At 50.8% G+C, this 23248-nt stretch carries 17 protein-coding genes, 2 tRNA genes and 1 rRNA gene; 4 read left to right on the forward strand and 16 right to left on the reverse strand.

Annotated features, from left to right (window positions below; genetic code table 11):
• Nucleotides 1-360: 360 nt before the first annotated feature.
• The 3 genes from DFQ01_RS30150 to DFQ01_RS30165 all read right to left on the reverse strand — a co-directional run bounded on the left by DFQ01_RS30150 (nucleotide 361) and on the right by DFQ01_RS30165 (nucleotide 3952).
• Complete coding sequence (locus tag DFQ01_RS30150; RefSeq protein ID WP_245946949.1) at nucleotides 361-1260, reverse strand: M15 family metallopeptidase; 900 nt, start codon at nucleotides 1258-1260, stop codon at nucleotides 361-363.
• A gap of 105 nt (nucleotides 1261-1365) precedes the next feature.
• The gene (locus tag DFQ01_RS30160; RefSeq protein ID WP_110047616.1) at nucleotides 1366-3207 is read right to left on the reverse strand and encodes a UbiD family decarboxylase; all 1842 of its coding nucleotides are present in this window, start codon (nucleotides 3205-3207) and stop codon (nucleotides 1366-1368) included.
• A gap of 205 nt (nucleotides 3208-3412) precedes the next feature.
• Nucleotides 3413-3952 carry a DUF4362 domain-containing protein gene (locus DFQ01_RS30165; protein WP_110047617.1) on the reverse strand — a complete coding sequence of 180 codons (540 nt, stop codon included), beginning with the start codon at nucleotides 3950-3952 and terminating at the stop codon, nucleotides 3413-3415.
• 105 nt (nucleotides 3953-4057) lie between these two features.
• Here DFQ01_RS30165 and DFQ01_RS30170 point away from each other — a divergent pair, with 105 nt between their 5' ends.
• Complete coding sequence (locus tag DFQ01_RS30170; RefSeq protein ID WP_110047618.1) at nucleotides 4058-4558, forward strand: DUF4362 domain-containing protein; 501 nt, start codon at nucleotides 4058-4060, stop codon at nucleotides 4556-4558.
• A 72-nt stretch (nucleotides 4559-4630) separates the two neighbouring features.
• On the opposite strand, the gene DFQ01_RS30175 is transcribed toward DFQ01_RS30170, so the two are convergent.
• From DFQ01_RS30175 to DFQ01_RS30210, 8 genes are all read right to left on the reverse strand, one after another.
• Complete coding sequence (locus DFQ01_RS30175; protein WP_110047619.1) at nucleotides 4631-6343, reverse strand: ABC transporter ATP-binding protein; 1713 nt, start codon at nucleotides 6341-6343, stop codon at nucleotides 4631-4633.
• Nucleotides 6340-8118, reverse strand: a complete 1779-nt coding sequence (locus DFQ01_RS30180) for an ABC transporter ATP-binding protein (RefSeq protein ID WP_110047620.1) — start codon at nucleotides 8116-8118, stop codon at nucleotides 6340-6342. Before DFQ01_RS30180 ends, DFQ01_RS30175 begins: the two co-directional genes overlap by 4 nt.
• A gap of 200 nt (nucleotides 8119-8318) precedes the next feature.
• On the reverse strand, nucleotides 8319-10028 hold the full coding sequence (locus DFQ01_RS30185; RefSeq protein ID WP_110047621.1) for an ABC transporter substrate-binding protein: 1710 nt from the start codon (nucleotides 10026-10028) through the stop codon (nucleotides 8319-8321).
• 94 nt (nucleotides 10029-10122) lie between these two features.
• Complete coding sequence (locus tag DFQ01_RS30190) at nucleotides 10123-11028, reverse strand: carbohydrate ABC transporter permease (protein WP_110047622.1); 906 nt, start codon at nucleotides 11026-11028, stop codon at nucleotides 10123-10125.
• 19 nt (nucleotides 11029-11047) lie between these two features.
• On the reverse strand, nucleotides 11048-12019 hold the full coding sequence (locus DFQ01_RS30195; protein ID WP_110047623.1) for an ABC transporter permease: 972 nt from the start codon (nucleotides 12017-12019) through the stop codon (nucleotides 11048-11050).
• Between the two features lie 317 nt (nucleotides 12020-12336).
• Entirely contained in the window at nucleotides 12337-13869 is a 1533-nt protein-coding gene (locus DFQ01_RS30200; protein ID WP_174812544.1) for a response regulator transcription factor, read from the reverse strand.
• 2 nt (nucleotides 13870-13871) lie between these two features.
• Entirely contained in the window at nucleotides 13872-15659 is a 1788-nt protein-coding gene (locus DFQ01_RS30205; protein WP_110047625.1) for a sensor histidine kinase, read from the reverse strand.
• Nucleotides 15660-15807: 148 nt separating this feature from the next.
• Nucleotides 15808-16689 carry an AraC family transcriptional regulator gene (locus tag DFQ01_RS30210; protein ID WP_174812543.1) on the reverse strand — a complete coding sequence of 294 codons (882 nt, stop codon included), beginning with the start codon at nucleotides 16687-16689 and terminating at the stop codon, nucleotides 15808-15810.
• Between the two features lie 175 nt (nucleotides 16690-16864).
• On the opposite strand from DFQ01_RS30210, the gene DFQ01_RS30215 reads away from it, so the two are divergent.
• Nucleotides 16865-17335, forward strand: coding sequence for a DUF2269 family protein (locus DFQ01_RS30215; protein ID WP_110047627.1), 471 nt, complete (start codon nucleotides 16865-16867; stop codon nucleotides 17333-17335).
• A gap of 131 nt (nucleotides 17336-17466) precedes the next feature.
• On the opposite strand, the gene arfA is transcribed toward DFQ01_RS30215, so the two are convergent.
• Nucleotides 17467-18972, reverse strand: coding sequence for an arabinosylfuranosidase ArfA (arfA, locus tag DFQ01_RS30220; RefSeq protein WP_110047628.1), 1506 nt, complete (start codon nucleotides 18970-18972; stop codon nucleotides 17467-17469).
• A 236-nt stretch (nucleotides 18973-19208) separates the two neighbouring features.
• On the opposite strand from arfA, the gene DFQ01_RS30225 reads away from it, so the two are divergent.
• Both DFQ01_RS30225 and lplA read left to right on the forward strand, forming a co-directional pair.
• Nucleotides 19209-20120 carry an ArsR/SmtB family transcription factor gene (locus DFQ01_RS30225; RefSeq protein ID WP_110047629.1) on the forward strand — a complete coding sequence of 304 codons (912 nt, stop codon included), beginning with the start codon at nucleotides 19209-19211 and terminating at the stop codon, nucleotides 20118-20120.
• A gap of 128 nt (nucleotides 20121-20248) precedes the next feature.
• Complete coding sequence (gene lplA / locus DFQ01_RS30230; RefSeq protein WP_110047630.1) at nucleotides 20249-21256, forward strand: lipoate--protein ligase; 1008 nt, start codon at nucleotides 20249-20251, stop codon at nucleotides 21254-21256.
• A 72-nt stretch (nucleotides 21257-21328) separates the two neighbouring features.
• Here the strand turns inward: lplA and DFQ01_RS30235 are convergent, their stop codons facing one another.
• The 4 genes from DFQ01_RS30235 to DFQ01_RS30250 all read right to left on the reverse strand — a co-directional run.
• Nucleotides 21329-22606, reverse strand: a complete 1278-nt coding sequence (locus DFQ01_RS30235; protein WP_110047631.1) for an MFS transporter — start codon at nucleotides 22604-22606, stop codon at nucleotides 21329-21331.
• Between the two features lie 158 nt (nucleotides 22607-22764).
• Nucleotides 22765-22841 (reverse strand) — tRNA-Met (locus DFQ01_RS30240).
• Nucleotides 22842-22851: 10 nt separating this feature from the next.
• Nucleotides 22852-22926 (reverse strand) — tRNA-Glu (locus DFQ01_RS30245).
• 228 nt (nucleotides 22927-23154) lie between these two features.
• Nucleotides 23155-23248, reverse strand: a 23S ribosomal RNA gene (locus tag DFQ01_RS30250); the annotation flags it as partial.

Genomic DNA, 23248 nt, shown 5'->3' on the forward strand with positions numbered 1-23248 from the left:
TGCAGTAGAACTTAAAGAGAAGTGCGCATCAACGCAACTTCTGTTCCTGCATACCCCGACTGTGTCATCAACAACTGTCAGCCCTAATTCCATCGCTTCATCCGACATCTTAATAGTTGAAATCCTGCGAATGGTTGAGCATTCGTGAGAGAAACCCTTAAATACGAGGGACGGTTGTGGTTGAGCTTATTTGCCCGAGTCTGCGACATATTTGTATGTTCATGCTCCAATAGCCTCTGTGGCAACCGTTGCATATAGTAAGAAGCAATTATCTCCGTAATAAGCTCCATTACAACCATTAGCCACATAGGTGACGAGCGCGTTATCGAATCGGACAGTCAGGCTGATGGGAAAGGAAGGTCACTTTACCATAACAGGTGCTACCTCGAAGAACTCCTCTAGCGTGATGCCCCGGTCCCTGATCTCGGTCGCCATCGCGACTGGCCCAACGTACCGAATATGCCATGGCTCGTACTTGTAGCCCGTTATGTTCTCCTTACCCTTCGGATAGCGTACGATAAAACCGTACTCCGCGCTGTGCTTGCTCAGCCATTTGGCTTCCTTCGTGTCGGCGAAGCAGGACGATGCGGCGCATTTGCCGTCTTCTCCGCTTACGTCAATCGCAAGACCGGTCTGATGCTCGCTCGTGCCTGGGATCGCGCTGTACTTCGTCGCCGCTTCATAGCCGTCCCGATTCACATAATGCTGGAACAGCCATTGCTGCGTGCTATATGAACGATACGCCGAGACGCCGCTTAGATAGACGCCATCCTTCCGCGCTCCAGCGAACAGCCGTTCCAATGCTTCCGCCGCTTCCTTCCGCATCTTCCGCTTCTCTGTCTGCTCATTGGACAGAAACTGGACGTCCGGGTACACGAGATCATTCGGCGTATACGTAGAAGGCAGGTATATAAATTTGTTCACGATAACAGCGATCGAAGACGGGAATGGAGAAGGCTGCTTCGCATTCGGCTGCGACAGCCGATGCATATTGCGAGCCTGCTCCTTCTTATTAGGTACAGCCGATTGCGATGGTGTCGGCTTCTTTGGTGTTGGTATCGTTGGTGTCGGTAATGTTGGTGCCGGTGCAGGCACGGCATTCGGTGTTGGCCCCGGTATTGCTTGCTGCGCAGGTCCCGGAGCAGGCGTTGGCGCTGGTGTAGGCTCAGATGACGGGCTCCGCTTGCTGCCGCACCCTGCTGTGATGCTCAACAATGTTATGACAACAACCGCTAGAACGACAACTTGCCTATAGTTCACCCAGCCATCTCCTCTACATTGCGTTGTATGGTGCACGATACAATTATGCCCTTACACGCCATGCAGGATGTGCCGATAACCGCATTCGCCCGCTTCCTCTATTTGCTAATCTCTGCCCCAGTCCCCCAATACTGCACCCCGTTTGAACAGTCGCTCAATTCGTTTCTCCACGTCCGGATCAGGAATGAGCGGCGGTGCTTGATGCGGCTTCACGCGAGCGTCGATGATCACATTGTCGCAGCCCCAGTGCTTGAACTCGTAGCCGGCATTCACCCCGTAGATGTCATGCGAAGGGTTGCTCCGCGTGAACGTCGCCCATAAGAAATTGTTGATCGTCGTGCTGACGAACGTGCTGTCATCGCACACAATAATCATCGGGCATGAGGCGAGCGAATCCGCACCCGCTTCCTTCAACGCCTCATCGAACTGCTTCATCTCTTCTGCCGCAGCCGCATAACTCGTGAATGCCGACGATTGGATCGCGACAACACCTGGCATAATGAGCCGTGCATTCTCATAACCACGAATCCCTGTCAACACTTCCGGTACTTGACGGCACAGCTCCCGCTTCTGATCGCCATAGGCTGCGAACACCACTTTACTTCCTGTATTGAGCCCCGTGCCCGAGTAGTCGAGCGTATCAATCGTTGTATTCGTCTGAAAATGGATGTCCCGCCGCAGATCGATTCTTTCTAATATATACGTTACAAAATCAACCTCGTCATGCGTGTCGAGCGGCCGCTTGTCCTCTGCTGTAATGAACAGATACTTCGCAAGGCTCAGCTGGCCCGTCCCAAGAATCCGATTGGCAATCGTCAGCAATTCAGCTGGCTGCTTGACCGGTTGGTAAGGCGTATAGCGCTCGCTGCCGATCGCGAATAAGAGCGGGTGAACGCCCGCCGCATCGACGGCGTGCACCTCTTTGACACCCGGAATCTCACCTTTGATCGCATCGCCTGTCAGCTCGTGAATGAGTGCGCCGAATGACGTGTCCTCCTGCGGTGGACGACCGACGACCGTAAACGGCCAGATCGCATCCTTGCGCGCATACACCTTATGAATCTTCATAAGCGGGAACTCATGCGTCAAGCTGTAGTAGCCGAGGTGATCGCCGAATGGACCTTCCGGCTTCGTCTCGCCTGGATGGATCTCACCTGTAATGACGAAGTCCGCATCATGGCTGATGCAGTAGCCATCGATATAGCTGTAACGGAAACGGCGTCCAGCCAGCATACCCGCAAACGTCATCTCGCTGAGCCCTTCTGGCAGCGGCATGACGGCGGACAGCGTATGCGCAGGCGGGCCCCCGACGAAAATACTAACCTTCAGCGGCTCGCCTTTGCGTGCCGCCTTCTCCTGATGAATGCCGATACCGCGGTGAATCTGATAGTGCAGACCGATCTCGCGGTTCATCTCATATTCATTGCCGCTAAGCTGAACGCGGTACATGCCGAGGTTCGAATTCATAATGCCCGGCTTCGCCGGGTCCTCTGAATACACCTGCGGAAGCGTAATGAACGCCCCGCCGTCCATTGGCCAGTGCTGAATGAGCGGCAGATCGGAGATGTTAATCTCCTGCACCGCTACTGGCGCCGTGCCGCCCGTCTTCGAAGGCAGCGCATTGAATGCAGCCAATCCCGTACGAACGTGCTTGAACGGATTCTTCAGCGCCGCCATCGGATCGTTGCGAAGCGCAATGACACGCTCCGCCGATTCCCACGTCGAGCGGAAAATAAATTTGCTCCGATCAAGCGTTCCGAATAGGTTCGATACGGCGCGGAAGCGCGAGCCTTTTACATTTTCGAATAATAACGCAGGTCCCCCTGCCTCATATACTTTCAGATGAATCGCCGCCATCTCTAGGTACGGGTCCACTTCCTCGCGGATGCGCACCAGATGGCCATGCTTCTCAAGATCGTTCACACATGCCTCCAAACTGCGATACATAGTCGTATGCTCCATTCTATCGTCCTTGTCCTGCCTATAAATCAAGTAAAAACGAAAACACCAGCTGTGTCAAACGACGAAGCTGTGCCGATTTTACATGCTTAACAGCAAAAGGACTCCCCTGCGGATCGATAGTTTCGCCCCGATCAGGAGAGTCCTTATGTATGTCGCCTAGCCCATTGCATGATTGTGTGCTTGAATCCGACTACTCCAGCTGTTCACTAGCGAACGAAAATGATGTGCCTGTGTCATTCTCACATCCGGTCAGCAGGTAGTAAGAACCGCGTTCCTTATCTTCTTCCAGTTCAATGCCCCGGCAAATCGTACTTGGACGTCCCTCGTCCTTGCCGAACTTATCTCTCGAGTTGTCGTATGTGTACCTGATCACCTCAGCACCATCGTAGACCAGTTCATAGAAAATCGGATCGCCTTCATCCGTATACTGGGTGATGCGCACCTGATCGGGCACACCAACATCGAGGTTAGCCAGAAACAGCTTCCACTTGTCCAGGTTGTATAGCTTCCCATGCACATTAACGACGTCGCCGTTCGCCGCTGCTTGTTCTGCATGATAAGGTTCAGATACTGCTGGGAAAGGCTCTGGCTTCGCCGGCGGCGTAACCGATTCCCCAGGTGCGGGAGCGGTAGAAGGATTAGTCGTATTGTCGCTTGGACGGTCAGACTTCTCACCGCAGCCCGACAGCAGCACCATTACAGCAGCTAAAGTTAGCAGCCATTTGGTCATGATTGAATCACCTCACACATTAGAACGATACGGCAGGTCCGAATGTTCCAGTCCTTTTCAGTAAATTCCAATTATGGTACGGTTGTCTTATCGAGGTGATATTGTATGATCAAATGGTTCTTATCCTTATCGCTCTTCTTCACGCTGGCAAGGTGCGACGGGGCTCCCTCTCAGCAGCTTGGCCCGCTGCCTGCTATGTCCGAAGCCCTATCCTACACGACAGAGAAAGCACTGGCCAATGGGGATGTCGTGCAGCCAATAGACAAGCTGTTCGGTCTTGAGCATTGGGAGCGGTTTTATTCGAATTACAAGCTCGGCACGCCCGATCAGGTTCGCATTACGACGTATACCCTCGAAGGTGCTCCTATCTTTTATGATCTTGTTTATGACGGCGGTAACACCATCACTTATACGTTTGATAACACGCTGGATTCGTTCGGTTCACCCCAGCGAGTCAGCACAACCTGCCGTTCCATTGTTACCGATTCTAAAGTGCAGAACGGTGAATCCTACCGACTGAGTAACTGTAAGGATGATTTGATCAGACAAACGTTCAGATTCTCGATTGATGACGTCCTTCCTATCCCCTCTTACTTGCGCGACTAAAAATAATCCCCATAGCAGACGCATGCTCACTCGCATTCGTCTGCTATGGGGATTTCTCAACTACTAACCAAGTTACCGCTGCGCCATCAGCAGCTCACTGTACACGCCGCCCTCGCGCGCCAACAGCTCCTCGTGCGTGCCGCTGTCCGCCAGCCGTCCGCTGTCGAGGACGAAGATCCGATCGGCATTCTCAATCGTCGACAGCCGGTGTGCGATCATGATCGTGGTCTGTCCGTCGCGACGCTCATCCAGCGCCGCAAGAAGCTGACGCTCCGTCTCCAGATCAAGCGCGGAAGTCGCCTCGTCGAGCACAAGAATGTCCGGATTGGTCAGAATCGCACGTGCGATCGCAATCCGCTGCCGCTGACCGCCGGACAGCTTAATGCCCCGCTCGCCGACCTGCGTATCATAGCCGTCTGGCAGCCGCTCGATGAAGCTGTCGATCTGCGCGATCCGGCAAGCTTCTCGCATATCCTCATCGGTGAGCGTCTCCCGCCCCATAAGCAGATTCTCGCGAATCGTATCCGGGAACATGTAAGGATCTTGGAAGACGATCGACAGCCCGCCTGTCCATTGCTCGCGATCCAGCTCATACAACGGAATGCCGTTAACGCGGATGCCGCCTTCCTGCGGATCATAAAACCGAACGAGCAGCTGTGCGATCGTCGATTTGCCGCCGCCGCTTGAACCAACGAACGCCAGCTTCTGACCCGCCTGCAGGTCCGCATTCAAGCCGCGAATAACGTCCGGCAGCTCATCTGCGTAACGGAACCGAATGTCGTCGAAATCGATTCGCTTCGGCGCTTCCGCCAGCTTCTTCGTGCCAGCTTCATTCTGCTCCATCGTCAGAATACCGTTGACCCGCTCCATATAAGCCAAGTGACTCGACACCCCCATGAAGAACTGGAACAGGTTGTAGCATGAATCAGACATTTGCGTCGCGAACTGGAAGACGATAACGAATGTACCGATCGAGATACGTCCGTGCATCAGCTCATAGCCGCCGTAACCGAGCACGATAAGGCCGATTCCCCACTTCATCGGGTCGCTCCAACGCATCTGACGATTAACGAGCTTTCCTTCCTCCAACACCTGCTCGAAGTATCGCTCGAACAGTTTGTTATACATCTTCTCTTCCCACTTCAATCGGTGGAAAGCAACAACTTCACGCGTTGAAGCGACGCCTTCTTCAATCCCGATCAACAGCGCCGTCCGGCGCTCCGATACCCGCTTCGCAGCAGCCTTCAGCTTCGGCGTGAAGTAGTAGCCCGCTCCCAAGTAGAAGCCGCACATAATGAGTACCATGATCAGCAGTGTCGGGCTGGAGAAGCCGATGAAGCCCACCAGAATGAGCAGGTTAATCCCTTCCTGCACACCCCGCGGCAGCTGCCAGCCCATAAAGCTGGCGGACAAGAACAAATCCTGCGTCATCGTGTACACATACTTGCCGTTGCGTTCACGGCCGAACCGTTCAATCGGTACGTTCTCAATCCGTCCGAGCATCCGCTGCAGCAGCGAATGGCTGATCGCGAATTCGTTCGTAACGAGCTGTCTGCTCGTCATCGTGAACATTAACGCGTGAACGATACCTGCAGCTGCAAACACCGTAACAACAGCTGGCAGCCAGCTGTATTTGCCTTGACCGAACACATCGTCAATCAATATTTTCTGCACGTAGACAAGCGTATAGTTGGATACCGATTCGAGCGCTAACAGTAGAAGAACGATCATATAAGACCGCTTCACGATCATCATGTTGCGAATCATAAATTGGATGTAATTCATACGGCCTTCACCTCATCCTTCACAGCCGCCACGCCCGCATGTCCCTGCTCCAGCTCGTACAGCAGACCGCGGCGCGCCATCAGCTCCTCGTAGGAGCCTATCTCCGCTGCGCGACCCTCATGCACAACAACAATCCGGTCAAAATGCTTCACCGTCGACAGCCGATGCGCAATCGCGATCGTCGTCCGGCCAACAAGGACACGGTCCAGCGCCTGCTGCACTTCGTATTCGCTCACGTTATCAAGCGACGAGGTCGCTTCATCCAGCAGAATGACTGCTGGCTGCTTGATGAACATCCGCGCAATCGCCACGCGCTGCTTCTGACCGCCGGACAGCTTAACGCCGCGCTCGCCGACCTGCGTGTTATAGCCATCTGGCAGCTGCATAATGAAGTCATGCGCATAGGCGGCTTTCGCAGCCTCAATCACTTCCTCATCAGTCGCGCTTGGCATCCCGAATTGAATGTTCTCCTTCACCGTTGAGCCGAATAGATACGTCTCTTGGAACACGTAGCCAATCGAATCGCGCAGCTTTTCAAGCGACATCTCATGAATTGGCGCACCATCAAGCTTCACTACACCGCTCGTTGGATCGTAAAATCGGCCGACCATTTTGAACAACGTCGTCTTGCCGCCACCGCTAGCGCCAACGAATGCGATCTTCTCCCCTGGCTTAATGTCTAGGTTAAACCCTTTAATTACCGGCGGCTGATCGAGATAACCAAACTCGACATTCTCAAATTGCAACCGACCGCGCACATCAGCAGGCTCGATCGGATCCTCAGGATCTTCAATCTTGATCTTCTTGTGCATGAATTCGTACAACGGTGCCGTCTGATGAATGATGAGCCGCTGTTCGGTCAGCTGCGTAACGAGCAGCGTCAGCTTGAACATCGTCGACATATAGAGCAGGGTGAACGCAACAAAGCCGCCCAGCGAAACCATGTCATGCTTCAGCATGTAATAGCCCGTCAGGAACAACGCAATGGCGCCCATATAGAACGTAATGCGACGGAAGCTGCCGCGTGCGAAGCCATAGGTAGCCGCTGACAAATAATCGCGCGACCACGCCTTGTGCTCCTTATACGTGCGGCTGTGGTACCAAGGCTGTGCGCCGAATGCGCGGAATTCACGGAAGCCCGATACGCTTTCGTACACCTTCTGATTGAAGGCGATTCGGCCCTGCCCTGACTTTTTGCCATAATGCGCTGCCTTCTTCTCAAAGTAAGGACCAAACAAGTAATACAGGCAGAACGTCGGAATCATAATAAGCGTCAACCACGCGTTAATGTTCAGCAGCAGTATGATCGCGATGAACACATACAGCAGATTATCAATAATGCTGGGCAAGTATTGCCGATAAATCCGCTGCACCGACATGACTTCAGAGTTAAACATCGAGAGCGTCTCCCCTGCCGGATGACGTTCATAGTGCGCAAAGCCTAGCTTGCGCAGCTGCTTGAAGATGGTGCTCTGCATATCGCGCGCCGCCAGCTCACCGATCGTTCGCTGCAAGATGTTCCGCTTGTTTTTCGCGAACAGCATCAGCACATTCACCGTTACGAGCAGACCGAGCAATCCATAGAATACGCGGAAATTGCCCTGCTGGACGACATGGTCAATGATGTACTGAATGACCTTTGGTGTCATCGTATCGCCAGCCACGGATAACACGGCACATAAAGCCAGCAGTGAAATCTGTTTCCCGTATGGGCGTAGAAACGATAGTGCCCATAGGTACGATCGCCTTGTTGCTTTGCGGTCCGAATCGTTCATGTTGCTCCCCTTCTTTCTTTCCTCCGACAAATTTACATTCTCTCAAGAAAAAGTCATCTTTACAGTTTACTAATCGTATGTATTTTTGTAAACGCTTTAACGTAGATGTTAATCCCTTGTCTTCTTGCATACAAAAAAGAACCCCGAGAGCTTGTCAGCCCTCAGGGTTCCCTTCGATTACGTCAAACGTTTCGCGTCAATTATTGACCGCTCCACAGTTCTACGCGCTCTTTGATATATTTCGTGTACTCTTCTTCATATTTCGTAACACCGTTCTTATCGAGCTCTGCCATGAATGCATCCCACTTCGCATCGAATTCCGATGGCTTGGACAGGATGATTTCTGGAATGTCCTTACGAACGATTGGCGTCAGCTTGTTGTAGATGATGTTCGCGTCGGAGTCGCTTGGAACTGGAAGATTCCATGCAGCGCCCCAAGGCTTAGCTGCGAATTCTGTTTCCGATGGGTAGAAGTCTTTCCACGTCGTTTTACCGTATTTCTCGAGAACTTTCTTATCTTCAGCCGTGTACGATGCCACGATTTGCTCAGGGAAGTTCGTCGTGAAGTAGTTGTCCGTCGAGTCTTTTACGCCGTCGCCATAGTGCGGAGCGTAGTTCGTCCACAGACCAATACCTGTCGTTTTACGGAAGTTGGAAGCGTCGTTCGTCTTCGCGTCTTGCACTTCTTGCGGAATTACGCGCTTACCGTTCTCAACATTGTATTGCTCGCCTTCGAAGCCCCAGTTGACCATGATTTGGCCTTCTTCGGAAGCCAGGTAATCAAGCATTTGGATAATACGCTCTGGGTTCTTAGCATCCTTCGAGATCATGAGGCCATAGCCGCCCATGAAGCCCGTTGGTTCGAACGAGTGGTCAACCGTCGAATCGTCCAGCTGTACGGAGTAGAAGCCGTACGTCGCTTTTTCGTTGCCGTCTTTTTTCAGCGTGTCGATAGCGGATTGGAAGCCCCACTTCTGGTCGATTACGCCAACAACGCGGCCTTGAGCGATTTTTGCTTTGTATTGGTCTTCCTTCTGAACGAACGATTCTGGGTCAAGGAGACCGATGTCGTTCATGTGGTTCAGCCAGCGGAAGTATTCTTTTTCTTCAGGACGACGATAGTGGAACGTCGCTTCGTACGTCTTTGGATCGATGTATACTTCACCGTCATCGGATGCGCCCGTTGCTTGGAACGCTGGGTTCGTAACGGAGATCATGATACGCCAGTCGTCTGCAAGCAGCGACAGACCGATCGTTTTCTTGCCGTCTGCCGTTGTTGGGTGTTTCGCAACGTAGTCAGCAATAATTTTTTCGTAGTCTTGAACCGTTTTGATTTCTGGGTAGCCAGCTTCTTCTACAGCTTGGTGCTGCAGGGAGAATGCGCCGCCAGCATCAAAGTACGTTTGGCCTACGCCGTCGTACGTTGGAATAACGTAGATCGCTTGATCTTCATTGTTCCATTTCAGACGGTTCCAGTAGTCACCGTATACTTTCTTCAGGTTAGGACCGTATTTATCGATCAGATCCGTAAGGTCAAGCACTGCGCCTGCGTCAACAAACAGGTTCGAGCTGCCTTTAGCGGAGATGATATCCGGGTAGTCGCCACTTGCTGCAACGAGCGATACTTTGTTCGCGTCCGTAGCGAAGTCCATTTTGAGCGTGATGCCCGTTTTTTCAGTAATCTTTTTGCCGATCTCGTCTTGCATTTGGTTCCAGTCCGGACTTGGGTCTGCAGCCAACATCGTATACGTAATTGGCGTCGTATCAACTGCCGGAGTTTCTGTCGTTGTGCCCGTTGTGCCTTCCGGCTCTTTCTCTGTGTTGTCCGAAGAGCCACATGCTGCAAGAGAACCTACGAGCATTGCACTCGCGAGCAGCAGGCTTGATTGTTTCAAGACCTTACCTTTCATACCGATACCCTCCCTAAGATAACAAATCATATATTGTATAACAGGATAGCCTGTTCATACCGTAGGTTAGAGATGCAAGACGAGACGCTTCGGCTTAAGATTTTACAGCGCCGAGTGTCATGCCGCTAACGAAGTAACGCTGCAGGAACGGATAAACCACGAGAATTGGCAGCGATACAACGATTGTAATCGCCATCTTGATCGATTCCGGCGATACGCTCGTTACGATGTCGGTAATGTTCTTACCGCGTACGTCCGAAGAGTTCGTCGTCGATTGCAGTACCTTCGTCAGCTCGTATTGGAGCGTCGTCAGGCTTGGCGTACTGTTGTTGTACAGGTACGTATCGAACCAAGAGTTCCATTGACCGACCGCCAGGAACAACGCGATCGTTGCAAGCACCGGCTTACAGAGCGGCAGAATGACACGCCAGTAGATGGTGAAGTCATTCGCGCCGTCAATTTTCGCCGATTCTTGCAGCGCGTACGGCAAGCCGTCGATGAACGAGCGGATAACGAATACGTTGAATGCACTTACGATACCTGGCAGGACGTACACGCCGAACGTGTTCATCAGGTGCAGGTCACGGAAAAGCATGTACGTCGGAATGAGACCGCCGGAAATATACATCGTCATCGCCAAGAAAGTAGAGACGAACTTGCGGCTTTGGAAATCGGGACGCGCCAAGCAATAAGCGATCATCGAACCGCTGAGCAGTCCGAGCAGCGTACCGATTACCGTACGAAGCACCGAAATTTTGAAGCCTGTAATCAGGCCGGAGTAAGCGAAGATCGTTTCATAGTTCTTCAGCGTGAATTCACGCGGGAAGATCGTGAGACCTCCCCGAACCGTATCGTTCGATTCGTTGAACGAGATGGCAAGCACGTTCAAGAACGGATACAGCGTGATAACAAGAACGATGCACATGATGAGGACGTTCGCCCAGTCAAACATTTTATCACTTAAAGTCGCATTAAACGTGGTGTTTCTTGCTTTAGACATAGCCCGAGACATCCCCTTTCTACATGATGCTTTCTTTCGTTACACGCTTGAAGACACCGTTCGCAACGAAGAGCAGAATGATACTGACAACGGAGTTGAACATACTGATCGCCGTACCGAATGAATATCGGTTCTGCGTAATACCGTTATTCAAGGCGTATAAGTCGAGCACTTCCGAATAGTCGATTACCCGTGGGTTGCCCAGCAGGAATTGTTTCTCGAAGCCAATCTGGATCAAGTGACCGATCGACATGATCAGCAGGATCGAAATCGTCGTCCGGATGCCTGGCAGCGTAATGTGCCAGATCGTCCGCCAGCGGCCAGCACCGTCGACGCGTGCCGCTTCATATTGCTCAGGGTCAATGCCCGTAATCGCTGCCAAGTAGATGATCGTGTTCCAGCCCATCTCTTTCCACACATCAGATGCGGTAACGATCGACCAGAAATATTTCTCTTCGCCCATGAACAGAATCGGTTTATCAATGATATGAAGCCCTACAAGAATGTCATTGATAACGCCGCCGTCGATCGAGAGCATTTTCGTTACGATACCCGCAACGACTACCCACGAAACGAAGTGAGGAAGATAAGAAACCGTTTGAACGAACCGTTTGAAGAACTGATTGCGAAGCTCGTTGAGCAATACTGCGAATAGAATCGGTACCGTGAAGCCTGCAACCAAGCTCATGCTGCTCATCGCCAATGTGTTACGAATGACGAGGAAGAAGCGATCGTCTGAGAATAAGTCAATGAAATGCTTAAAGCCGACAAAATCTTGTTTCCAGAACTTCCAGATGGTCCGCCCTGGACCCGGTCTATACTTCTGGAATGCCATGATCCACCCGAAAATCGGCACATAGCTGAATATGAATACCCAAATAACGAATGGAATGGTCATGAAGTATAAGTACTTTTGTTGCAGTGCCTTGTACCAAAAGCCTTTATTTTTCGTTCCGCCGGACTTTTTATCGTCCCGAATTGCTGCTTCCATACTAGCCCTCCTTCTTTCATAAACAACATCATAAAGGATTCAGGCACAAGCTTTGCACCCGATATATTCGTACAAAAATCATATACATTTTCACTATCGCAGACGGTCTGGTTTAATATGTAACGCTTGGTTAACCGCTATTCTGTAAGCGATTCCATCTCGTTTGCTTCCTAATGGTACCCCACCTTAAGCACTAAATCATACCCGATAAATGTGCACTAAAATACACGACAAATTAGACATGATCGCGTACAAAATGACAAAAAAAGCCGCCCAACGCAATCGTTGGAACGACTTTCTCGGATTTTACAGGTATATTAAGATGGCCGCCCCTTGAACGCAGAAGGCGAAACCCCCTCATATTTCTTGAATTTTGTATGAAAATAATCGACACTCGCGTAGCCGACCCGCTCTGCAGCTTGATGCACCTTTAGTCCCTGCGCCAACAATTCTTTCGCCTTCTCGATTCGAACCTTATCGAGGTACGTGTTGAAATACTCACCCGTATGCGTCTTGAACAGCTTCCCGAGATAGCTGCTGTTGTAGTTGAACAGCTCAGCGATCGTCTCCAGCTTCAAGTTCTCGCTCGAATGGCGGCGAATGAAATCCTCGACCTGCTTAATAATCGTCTCCGGGCTGTGCTCGGTTGAGTAACGAACCGTCCCTTCAATCGCCTGACTTAAATGGCTGATAAGCGACTGCAGGCTTCTCTGCCGGATAACATCCGAAATGACTGGGCCAAATGAATGAGCCGACGTGAACGTCTTCGGATTCGCTGCTGCCAGCTTGTTGAACGCCACCGATGCCATCTGGGCAAAAGACGACTTGACCGTCTCCTCGTCCAGCCTCGCCGCGGTCATCCGCTCTGCAAGTGCCTCTATCGTACGAACCGCGCTGTCCTTATTGCCGATATCCATCGCCAGGAACAGCTGATCCGCATAGTCGTCCAACTCGCCAGGCTCGATAGCCGATCGTTTCTCTCCTGCATCATCCGCCTGCACGATGACGCCCATCCCAAGCACGAAACGCTGGCGCATTCCTTCAACCGCCTGCTCATAGGAATGTCTAACGTCAAGGAAGGAATCAACCTTACTGCCGACCGAGATGTACAGCGGAACCTTCTCGTTGTTCAATAGTGCACGGAGTGCTTCGTGCCACTGCGCTTCCCCCTTCTCGTCCGCACGCAGTAGAATGCCGATATAAGGCTCTGCTAGAAAAGCAAAGCTCTGTTCTCGATCGAGCTCGCGGCTCCATTTGCTCTTGAGCAGACCAACCCCTGATTCGTCCTCTTCCGAGAGGTCAACCTCTACGACCGCCACGCGATAGCTTGACCAATCGAGGTCAAGCCGCTGCGAGATTGGCCCCCACAGATCCTCACTGAGCGAATCCCCTGCTGTGCCTGTGACGACCGAGGCAATCAATTGCTCTCCTCGCCAAGCGAGCTCCGATTCTTGCTGCCGTTTCTGCTCTTTCTCTTCGATAAGACGATCACGAATCCGAGCAAGACTCTCGCACAGCTCCTTCTCATCGACAGGCTTCAGCAAGTAGCCATCAACGCGGAATCCGATCGCCTTCTTCGCATAGTCGAAATCCGAATAACCGCTAAGAATGAGGAAGTGACAGTCGCTGCCCTTCTCTCGAATTCGTTCAATCAGCTCTAATCCGTTAATTCCGGGCATTCTTATATCAACGAGCATCAAATCCGGCTGCAGCTCATCCGCCTTCGCAAGCGCTTCTCTTCCGTTAGCAGCCGTTCCACATACCTCGAAGCCAAATGATTCCCACTCAATCAGCGTTGTCATCCCTTCACGGATTGATGGCTCGTCATCTACGATTAGCACTTTATACATGCTTACCATTCCTCCCTTCCCGCCGGCAGCGTCATTCGGATTTGTGTCCCTTCATCCGGTGTGCTCTCAAGCGAGAGGGCGTAAAGTTCGCCGTACGTAAGCTTGAGCCGCTGATGTACATTTCGCATGCCGATCCGGTACCCTTCCCGATCTTCCATATCATCAAGCGACTCCATAAGCTGCTCCAGTCGCTCTTCCGTCATGCCTTCTCCGTTATCGGAGATTTCAATGATAAGCGTCTTCCTATCCTTAGACATCGTCGTCCGAATGACGACGCATCCGCCTTCTTCCTTGCTCTCCAGCCCATGCACGACCGCATTCTCGACCAGCGGCTGTACAATAAGCGGCGGTACGCGAACATGCAGGGAACGCGGATCAATGTCCAGCTCGAAGGCGAGCCGATCACCGAACCGGAATCGTTGAATTTCTAGGTAGCAGCGGACGATCTCGATCTCATCGTCCAGCTTAATGCTGGAGCCGCCGATCTCTAGGTTTTTGCGCATAAGCGTTCCGAGCAGTTTAACTGTCTGTGCAATCTCGGTCTGCTTGTTCATATGCGCTTTCATCCGGATGGACTCCAATGCGTTGAACAGGAAATGCGGATTAATTTGGCTCGCCATCATGCGAAGCTTAATTTCCTTCTGCTTGATTTTGAGCAAATTTTGCTGTTCATTGGATTCCCGCACTTCTTCCATCAGATCACGAATACTGTGCATCATACCGTTGAATTGGCGGGCAAGCTGACCAACCTCATCATTACCGTCCAGCTGCAGCGCTACATTCAGATTGCCGCTTGCTACTTTATTCATTTCTCGGCTGAGCTGAAGCATCCGATTAGATAGAAGCTTGGACACGAACGAGATCAACAAAATCGCTACGATGAAGCTAAACAGCATAATCATCAAGCCAAGCATCCCAATACGGTTCGCATCCTTCACGATGCCCTCAATCCCGATCACCGATACGATTCGTAGTCCATTGCGGCTTAAGTCCGGCGTGATCGATTCCACGACAACCTTGGACTGTTTGCCATCGACACGCGTATCATACGTCCCATCCTTGAAGCCATCGAGCGTCATTCCGACGTTCACATCACTTAAGGCAAGTCCTTCATCGGCGGAACACGTGGATGCGACAATATGATTGTTTTCATCAATAATCATCGTATCGTACGGCTCGTTCATCAGAATGCTCGTCAATTCGCTGCGATTGAGTGAAATAACAAGAATACCGCTCGTCCTATATTCCAAGAAGTCGATACGACGCACAAGGTTCAAATACTTGTCTCCAGGATTCGTCTCTTCATCGAAGTAATACCACAATGCCATCGGGCTGTCCTGAGCTTCCTTATACCAATAGGCTGCCTGTGTCGACGTATTCGGCTTCATAAATTCCCAGTTGTTAAGCAAGGTCGGATTGTCCATATAAAATCGAATGCTGCGAATTTCTTTATGCAGGTTCTTCGCACTCTTTATCCCCGTATAATCGCGATATGCGCGAAATACATCAACTGAATTAGCGAACGACGTATTCGCAATTCGCCTCAGTTGATCGTCATATAGCGTGTTTGCTACATCAATAGGCACAGCGAGCAGCTGACTAGTCCGCTGCTTAATCCGGTCTACGTTGTTGAGCGACTGCGCGACTGCTTCATCAAGCACCTTTTCACGAAACTGAGCAGTTAGGAAGAGTCCGACTATAAGTACGGGAACGATGACAACAAGCACGAGCGACAAGAAGAGCTTCGTGCGTATTTTCATATTATTAAACCATTTGGAAATCCGATGCATCCCTTTGTCACACCTTCTGTTTCGAAGCGAAATATCGAAACGTGTCGATATTTGTCATCTATTATACGACAACAATAAAGCTCTGTTTAGTCTATTTTGCCATATAAGCGTCTGTAAGTTTCCGAGAATCGGCTTAGAAGCAACTTTATTAATGAAGCTTTCGGAATTGCTCCGGTGTCATCCCTTCCGCCTTGCGGAATACGGAGATGAAATGGCTCGCGTCCCGATAGCCTACTTCCTGCGCGATCTGCATAATCGGTTTGCGCTCCAAACCGCTAATAAGCTCTTTCGCTTTCGACAAGCGCAGTTGGATCAAATAAGTGTAAGCCGTCATGCCGAATGCTTTGCGGAACAGCATATTCAAGTAACGCGGTGATACATTCAGCTGGTCCGCCATTTCCGGCAGGCCAACAGCAGGATCGCTATAGTTGCTGTCGAGCCAGGCGAGCAACGGGTTAAGCCTTTCCATATGTTGAAACAGCGACGAGCCGGAGCCGACTTGGCCATATTTTTTCAACAGCAATAGAAATCGATACAGCCCGCTTGACGCATCAAGACCCGAACGGTCATCGGCGGTTTCGATCGCACCAAGCATACGATGCAAATGTCCGCTAAGCTCCGACGCCTCCTGCTCCCACTTGAACCATTCCGAATGCCGGAAGCCAAGCGAAGTCACCATCGGCGCAGCCTGCGACCCGTCGAATGTAATGTAGCTCGTTGACCATTCGTCCCCGCCCTTGCGATAGGAATGCTTAATATTCGGGTATAGCAAAATGCCCGTATGCGGCGGAAGCGTTAGACTTTGGCCGGCAACCTCGATAATACCTTCCCCACTTACTGTCTCCAGCCAATGGAAGCAAGGATACCCTTCTTCACGGTCAACCGATTCCTGCTCCGGATTATAACCAATGCTTTCTACATATATCGGCAAAGCGGGCTGCGCACCCGTGAATAGAAAATGCCTTCTTCGGCCATCCGACAACCGAATAGGCCTGCCGCGTTGATGTTGATTCGATGGATTGACTCTCATACTGATCCCTCCGTGTCCTAGCATAGCACAATCAGCTCTGAAGAGCATGAATAAGGACGATTGCACTAGTATTTATATGGGTCCATTGGATATTTCTGTTGTCAACAACTGTGCGCTCCTGTAACATCAATGCTGGCTTATGACATTTGTTCTATGATGAGGGGGATTCGGCATTATGGATGGCTATTTGCTGCTGGTTGTCGTACACGTAATGGCTGCAATCATCGGAATCGGACCCACGTATTTCTCGCCTGTATTGCTCCGCTCTGGTCAGACGACGGAGCAGCTTCGCATCTCGTTCCGTCTAGGCGCCATTCTGGAGCTGTTCCCGAAGATCGGCGGGTCGCTTGCCGTGCTCAGCGGCATTGCACTCGTCATCATTGGCGACTATCAGTTCAAGGATGTATGGATTTATTGCTCGCTGGCGATCTATGTCTTGATTCAAATGCTCGTCATCGGCTTCGCTGCTCCTAGACAGAAGAAAGTATTCAACTGGTTGTTCGATCAAGCAGCAGCCTCACAATCATCCGCTAGCCCTCCTGGCGATTACAACGCACTTCTATCCCAAGTACGAACGATCCACTATGTAGCGACCTTGCTAGGCATCGCATTGTTTGTCCTCATGATCGTTAAGCCGACTCTATAGCAGCCACAGCCACCATACCACCCTTATTAAATAATCGGTACGTTCACGCAAAGAATCTCCAAGTCCACGAAAGCGGATTTGGAGATTCTTTTGTTGCATGATGCGTGAACGCTGAACGCCCGTGGTGCTAATTATACTTTCACGCGGATAACGTTCCACGAAGCTTTCGGCAGCGATGCTTGAATCGACAAGCCGTCAGCTGTCGCGTTTCCACTGTTGTGTGGTACAACACGGTTTGGTTGAAGCTCCGTATTAACAGCTTTCAGATCATCCGATTCGAGTACGATGTGCTCGATAACCGTTGCAGAGCCGAAGCTGCGCAGATCGATTTCGAATGGAAGCGACTCTTCCAGATGGCGGTTAACCGCGAAGATCGTAACCTCTTCCTTCTCTTCGTTATGAATCGCGATCGATTCGAGATAAGGAACATCCGTAATTTCTTTCGTGTCGTACTTGTCCGATTGAACGAGAGGCACTAGCGCTTTACCACGGCCGAATACCGATGCGTGCATGTAAGGATAGAAGATCGTTTGACGCCAAGCACCGCCGCCATTCGATGTCATGATCGGTGCGATTACGTTAACGAGCTGTGCAAGGCACGCCATCTTCACACGATCAGAGTGCTTCAGCATCGCAATGAGCATCGTACCAACAACAAGCGCATCCTCATGGTTGTACACGTCTTCCAGCTGTGGAGGAGCGATTTGCCATGGATCCATCTTGCGGTCAGCTTCGTTGGAGTGGAACCATACGTTCCATTCATCGAACGACAGGAACATTTTCTTCTTGCTGCGTTTCTTCGCTTTAATGTAATCGCAAGTTGCTGCTACCGTACGGATGAAGTCTTCCATTTGGAGCGAACGCGCGAGGAAAGTCGGCGTATCGTTCTCATGGTTGCCGTAGTATTGGTGCAGCGACAAGTATTCAACGTGATCATACGTGTGATCGAGTACAGTTGCTTCCCACTCTGGGAACGTTGGCATTCCGATTGCCGAGCTGCCGCAAGCAACGAGCTCGATCGTCGGGTCAACCCATTTCATAACCTTCGCCGACTCAAGTGCAATGCGTCCATACTCTGCAGCCGTCTTATGGCCGATTTGCCAAGGGCCGTCCATCTCGTTGCCGAGGCACCACGTTTTAATGTTGTGCGGCTGCTCGTAACCGTGGGAACGGCGCAGGTCACTCCAGTAAGATCCGCTAGCATGGTTGCTGTATTCTACAATGTTACGTGCATCGTCGATACCGCGCGTACCAAGGTTAACTGCCATCATCACTTGCGTATTGGCTTTTTTTGCCCAATCAACGAATTCGTTAAAGCCGAATTGGTTTGTTTCAACTACACGCCATGCCAGCTCGAGTCTGCGCTTACGCAGCTCTTTCGGGCCAACCGTATCTTCCCAGTTGTAACCGGATACGAAGTTACCGCCTGGGTAACGAACGATTGGAACCTGCAGCTCGTTAATCAAACCAAGTACGTCACCGCGGAAGCCGTTCTCATCCGCTGTTGTATGACCTGGCTCATAGATGCCGTTATATACGGCACGACCCAGGTGCTCAATGAAAGATCCATAAATACGGTCATCAATTTCGGAGATTGCAAAATCTTTGTCAACAATCATTTTGGCTTTTAAACTCATGTGGACAACTCCTCTACCTTGGATTAATATTAGTATTAATTAAATTAAGAATTATGTTAATCCTTAACTCAATTAAAAACGATATCGCTTTCATATGCAACATTTTTTTTGAATAAAAGCCTTTTCATCTCAATAGTTTATGTATATATTAATTATTATGTAAATACACAATCAATTCACTTACATATAAAATAAAGGGTTACTTATTGACCATAGTAATGGGGGAACGAACGATAATGATTAAAGCCAGTGCGGATGTAAAATGGCTTCCGTTATTCGAAGCGCTCGCGAGCGAGGTACGTTTGAACATATTGAAGCTGCTTGCGCAGAAGCCAATGAACAACAAAGACCTGGCTGAGCAGTTGAATTTAAGCGGTGCTATTGTCACCATGCACATTCGAAAGCTGCAGCAGGCAGGCCTTATTCGATCTGAGATGGTTCGCCTTAACGGCGGCACCCATAAGCTCAATTCTTTGATTGAGGAGTGGATCGAGATCGCTCTCCCTCAAATGGAGGAGACGATACGTCCGATGCATGAGGTGTCCATTCCGATCGGACATTACACCTCATTCGAGGTTCACCCAACCTGTGGTCTCGCTACCACTTCGCAATACATCGGCCACTTCGACGACCCGCGCTACTTCCTCTCGCCTGAGCGGATGCACGCGAATATTTTATGGTTCGGCAAGGGCTACATCGAATATAAAATACCAAACTATCTGCTCCCGTCTCAACAGCTGACCGAGATCGAAATTACGCTGGAACTGTCCTCCGAAGCGCCTGGTGTCAACTCGAACTGGCCGTCTGATATCCGCTTTCACTTGAATCGAACCAACCTAGGCTACTGGACAAGCCCGGGTGATTCCGGCGGCGGCCGCGGATCCTTCACCCCGGACTGGTGGACGGACAACATTAATCAATACGGCTTCCTCAAGGTGCTGCGGATTAACGAAGAGGGCACCTTCATTGACGGTATTATGCTATCTTCTAACGGTATCAATTCGATCGAGCAGGAGCGCAATCAATGGACGCTGCGCCTATCTGTCGATGAGGAAGCTGCTCATGTCGGCGGCCTGACCTTGTATGGCAAAGGCTTCGGCAACTACAATCAGGACATCGTCTTCCGGACGTATTACAAGCAGGCATAGGTCATTTTACCTGGTGCCGACCGTGCCTTAGGCTCGTCTCCACTCCTCAAATATGGTACGATTTAAACAAAGTACTGACGCGCCGGCGGCATGCGCGGTGCGGAAGTATGTTTGAGGAGGAATCGATCTTGTTATTCATCGACAACCAAGGCATAACCGATCCGACCATTAACCTGGCGATCGAAGAATATGTATTGCGACAGCTGCCTATGACGGACAGCTATCTCTTGTTCTATATCAACGAGCCTTCGATCATCATCGGCAAAAATCAAAATACGATCGAGGAAATCAACAGCGAGTACGTGAACGAACGGGGTATCCACGTTGTTCGCCGTCTCTCTGGCGGCGGTGCCGTCTATCACGATACGGGGAACTTGAATTTCAGCTTCTTGACCAAGGATGACGGTCAATCGTTCCACAACTTCCGCAAGTTCACGCAGCCTGTTATCGACACGCTGCAGGCGCTTGGCGTCGACGCAGAGCTTAGCGGTCGTAACGATATTCAGATCGGCGAGCGTAAAGTGTCCGGCAATGCAATGTTCGCAACACGTGGTCGGATGTTCAGCCATGGCACGCTGCTGTTCCGTTCTGAGATGGAACATGTAGCATCTGCGCTGAAAGTGAAGCCGATCAAGGTCGAATCGAAGGCAACGAAGTCCGTTCGATCGCGTGTCGCTAACATTGCCGAGTTTCTGAACGAGCCGTTGACGATCGAGCAATTCCGCGACGAGCTGCTTCGCCATATCTTTGGCATGGAGCCTTCCGAGGTGCCGCAATACCGTCTCACAGAAGAGGATTGGAAAGCGATTCACGAGCTCTCAGAGAGCCGTTACCGCAATTGGGACTGGAACTATGGCCGCTCACCCAAATTCAATATCCAGAACGCTTACAAGTTCGCTGCAGGCATTATCGACGTACGCCTCGATGTCGAGGACGGCCTAATTGCAGGCTGCCACATCTTCGGTGATTTCTTCGGCGTCGGCGATGTTGCAGATCTGGAGCAAGCGCTAACTGGCATCCGTTATGAAGAGCAGGCGATGAATACCGCGCTTGCAGACAAAGATATCCACCATTACTTCGGCAACGTTACCTTGCAGCAATTCATTGACCTGCTTCTTCTGAAGGAGCAAGCATAATGAAAAGCGGCTTGCCGCATCGGAATCCGTCCCAGCAGGACCGAATCCCATGCAGCAAGCCGCTTTTTTTATTTAAGTGGAGCTATCCTCTAACGGATGATCATCCTTCACGCGTCCTCGGCTGCCCAATATGAACAATGAGGTCCCGATCCACCCGCAGATAGAAGCGATAATAAGCAGACTCGACAACGCAACTGACTCTGACAAGCTTGCACTTAATAATGGACCAAGCGTTCCACGGAAGCCGAACAGCATCAAATGCACGCCGAAGATAACACCTTCTCGACCAGGTACGAGGCGGAAGATGAAGGATAGAATCCCGATGTCCCAGATTGCCTCTCCCATCCCCTGAATACCGTTTCCTAGAATAACAGCACTATAGGTGCCCCATATGCCATACAGCATAGGTACGACCGCGTACGCGCCGATACCGACCATCAGCGTATACCGAATATCGTAACGGTCAATCATCCAGCCAGCAGCGAGGTAGGTCAGCAATAAGCCCGAATAGTAAGCAATCCGCGCCACACCAATCTGCACATTCGTTAAATCCAGCTCATCGACCTGAATAATCTGATACAGTGGGTTAGCAAGCATATTACCAAAGCCTGCGAAGGTCGTTGCTAACAAAAATACCGCCAGCATCCGATTCCCTTTCACTAGGCTCCATTGTTCTTTCAACGTTTCCTTCGCAGAACGTTTCTGCTTCTTCTTGCTATCAGCCTGCACGGCTGGTGTCTTAGGCAAACGAATCGTATTAAATAACCCTGTCGACAAAATGCCGAACAATGCAGCCGCATACAGCGGGCCAGATGGACCAGCATGATCAGACCAGCTTCCTACGATATACGCCAGTGGAATCATCAACGCCCCCATCGCAACACGAACATACCCCATGATTCTGCCGCGAACTTCCCAAGGATACATCTTAGGGATCAGCGAAGCATATGCAGGCGCTTGAATACCCATTAACAGCTGAAAGGATACCGCTGTCGCTACATAGACAGTCGGATGCGGGAACAGTGCAGGAAACACAAGCAGCACCCTGCCAATGGCATTGGGAAGGATATAAAATAACCGATATTTCCCCGTTCGTTCAATAATGCTCGCCCACAGAGGCGAGAAAATAAGCCCGATCGCCGGTGCAGCCGATAATAAGCCGACCTGCAGGTTCGATGCGCCTTCCCGAATGGCGAAAGGCATAAAAAACTGATTCAATACGACATTAAACAAACTGAACAGCATCGATGCCCAAACGTCAATCTTGGCATTGTACCAGACCCGGGCTGGCATTGCTAAACCAAACCTCACAACGGCGTGATGACGCCGCTGTGGCTGTTGTCTTTCCATGGAGTACGTTCCTTTCCTACTGTCCGCATTCTCTCGTAAGTGTAGTCCCAGTAGTAACAATGGTCAAGATATAATAGATTGGTATGCGATAAAACCACAAATCTATCTACATATACAACAAAAAAACCACCTTATCAGGTGGTGTGGTTGATATTATTTGGTTGCGGGGGCAGGATTTGAACCTGCGGCCTTCGGGTTATGAGCCCGACGAGCTACCGAGCTGCTCCACCCCGCGATAAGATTAATGGTGACCCGTAGGGGATTCGAACCCCTGTTACCTCCGTGAAAGGGAGGTGTCTTAACCCCTTGACCAACGGGCCTAACGGTAATTCAAAAACCGTCCGTTGATCACGAAGCATTTGCTGAACAGCCGATTTTTGAATCTTCATGTAAACAAAAGCACGACTGTGTCGCTCTGATGCCCAATGAAGGTTACACCTTCAAAACTGGATGCGAATGTTGAATCCTTAGCCTTAGCATTTGCTTTACCTTCCGAAGAAGGATTCTAGCGTATGCTTCCGAAGCGAGCTTTTCTTACGAAAAGCTTTTAGGATAAGCCCTCGACCTATTAGTACTCGTCAGCTGCACGCATTGCTGCGCTTCCACCCCGAGCCTATCAACCTGGTCGTCTTCCAGGGGTCT

The sequence above is a fragment of the Paenibacillus cellulosilyticus genome (genome assembly GCF_003182255.1).
Classification (GTDB): Bacteria; Bacillota; Bacilli; order Paenibacillales; family Paenibacillaceae; genus Paenibacillus_T; species Paenibacillus_T cellulosilyticus.

Excerpts from the sequence above, each read along its gene's own strand:
- DFQ01_RS30160 (WP_110047616.1), bottom strand. The coding sequence starts at position 3,207 with ATGTATCGCAGTTTGGAGGCATGTGTGAACGATCTTGAGAAGCATGGC.
- DFQ01_RS30165 (WP_110047617.1), bottom strand. The coding sequence starts at position 3,952 with ATGACCAAATGGCTGCTAACTTTAGCTGCTGTAATGGTGCTGCTGTCG.
- DFQ01_RS30170 (WP_110047618.1), top strand. The coding sequence starts at position 4,058 with ATGATCAAATGGTTCTTATCCTTATCGCTCTTCTTCACGCTGGCAAGG.
- DFQ01_RS30175 (WP_110047619.1), bottom strand. The coding sequence starts at position 6,343 with ATGAATTACATCCAATTTATGATTCGCAACATGATGATCGTGAAGCGG.
- DFQ01_RS30180 (WP_110047620.1), bottom strand. The coding sequence starts at position 8,118 with ATGAACGATTCGGACCGCAAAGCAACAAGGCGATCGTACCTATGGGCA.
- DFQ01_RS30185 (WP_110047621.1), bottom strand. The coding sequence starts at position 10,028 with ATGAAAGGTAAGGTCTTGAAACAATCAAGCCTGCTGCTCGCGAGTGCA.
- DFQ01_RS30190 (WP_110047622.1), bottom strand. The coding sequence starts at position 11,028 with ATGTCTAAAGCAAGAAACACCACGTTTAATGCGACTTTAAGTGATAAA.
- DFQ01_RS30195 (WP_110047623.1), bottom strand. The coding sequence starts at position 12,019 with ATGGAAGCAGCAATTCGGGACGATAAAAAGTCCGGCGGAACGAAAAAT.
- DFQ01_RS30200 (WP_174812544.1), bottom strand. The coding sequence starts at position 13,869 with ATGTATAAAGTGCTAATCGTAGATGACGAGCCATCAATCCGTGAAGGG.
- DFQ01_RS30205 (WP_110047625.1), bottom strand. The coding sequence starts at position 15,659 with ATGCATCGGATTTCCAAATGGTTTAATAATATGAAAATACGCACGAAG.
- DFQ01_RS30210 (WP_174812543.1), bottom strand. The coding sequence starts at position 16,689 with ATGAGAGTCAATCCATCGAATCAACATCAACGCGGCAGGCCTATTCGG.
- DFQ01_RS30215 (WP_110047627.1), top strand. The coding sequence starts at position 16,865 with ATGGATGGCTATTTGCTGCTGGTTGTCGTACACGTAATGGCTGCAATC.
- arfA (WP_110047628.1), bottom strand. The coding sequence starts at position 18,972 with ATGAGTTTAAAAGCCAAAATGATTGTTGACAAAGATTTTGCAATCTCC.
- DFQ01_RS30225 (WP_110047629.1), top strand. The coding sequence starts at position 19,209 with ATGATTAAAGCCAGTGCGGATGTAAAATGGCTTCCGTTATTCGAAGCG.
- DFQ01_RS30235 (WP_110047631.1), bottom strand. The coding sequence starts at position 22,606 with ATGGAAAGACAACAGCCACAGCGGCGTCATCACGCCGTTGTGAGGTTT.